Raw genomic sequence first — 836 nt, 5'->3', positions numbered from 1 at the left:
CTGTTCTTCAGTCTTGCCGAGCGGCGTGGTGGGCGTGGTGAGCCGCAGGGCATCGTGGGGGCGGTGGAGTACTCCAGTGACCTGTATGACGCGTCCACCGTGCGGTCGCTGTTCGAGCGTTGGGTCAGGCTCCTCGACGAGGCGACCGCCCATCCCGAGCAGCCACTCGACACCATCGACCTCCTCACCACCGACGAACACCGGCACGCCGTCGTCGAGTTCAACGACACGGCCGTGCCTTTGCCCGAGTTGTCTCTTGCGGAGCTCTTCGTGCGGCAGGTGGCCAGGACTCCGGATGCTCCTGCTGTGATGGATGGGGAGAGCTCTCTCACGTATGCGGAGCTCGATGTCCGTGCGGACCGGTTCGCGGGTGGGTTGGTCGCGCGTGGTGTCCGGCCGGGTGATGCTGTCGCTGTGCTTCTCCGGCGTTCGGTGGAGATGGTCACGACGGTGCTGGGGCTGATGAAGGCCGGTGCTGTCTATGTGCCGCTCGATGTGCGTTACCCGGCAGAGCGCATCCGGCACGTCCTCACCGAAACAGGTGCGCGACTGCTGGTCACCGACGACCCGGCGGAGTTCCAACCGGGCGCGGAGGACTGTGAGTTGATCGGAGCGGCCTCGATGGGAGTGGCCGGGACGGAACCTGGCGGTCCTGTTGAGGTGGCCGTTGCCCCTGATGCAGCGGCGTATGTGATGTATACGTCTGGTTCGTCGGGTGTGCCGAAGGGGGTTGTGGTCAGTCATCGGAATGTGGCTGGTCTGGTGTTGGACGCTCGTTTCGGTGGGTGGGCTCATGAGCGTGTGTTGTTGCATTCGCCGGCGGCGTTCGATGCGTC

At 65.1% G+C, this 836-nt stretch carries 1 protein-coding gene; it reads left to right on the top strand.

The window, feature by feature from the left end:
* Positions 1-63: 63 nt before the first annotated feature.
* The coding region (locus IE267_RS39290; protein ID WP_189766575.1) for an AMP-binding protein at positions 64-836 on the top strand (773 nt) is incomplete at its 3' end.

Origin of the sequence: Streptomyces xanthochromogenes (assembly GCF_014650455.1) — a bacterium.
Taxonomy (GTDB): domain Bacteria; phylum Actinomycetota; class Actinomycetes; order Streptomycetales; family Streptomycetaceae; genus Streptomyces; species Streptomyces xanthochromogenes.
The sequence above is the reverse complement of the archived record's forward strand: the minus strand, read 5'-3'. Positions and strand labels throughout refer to the sequence as shown.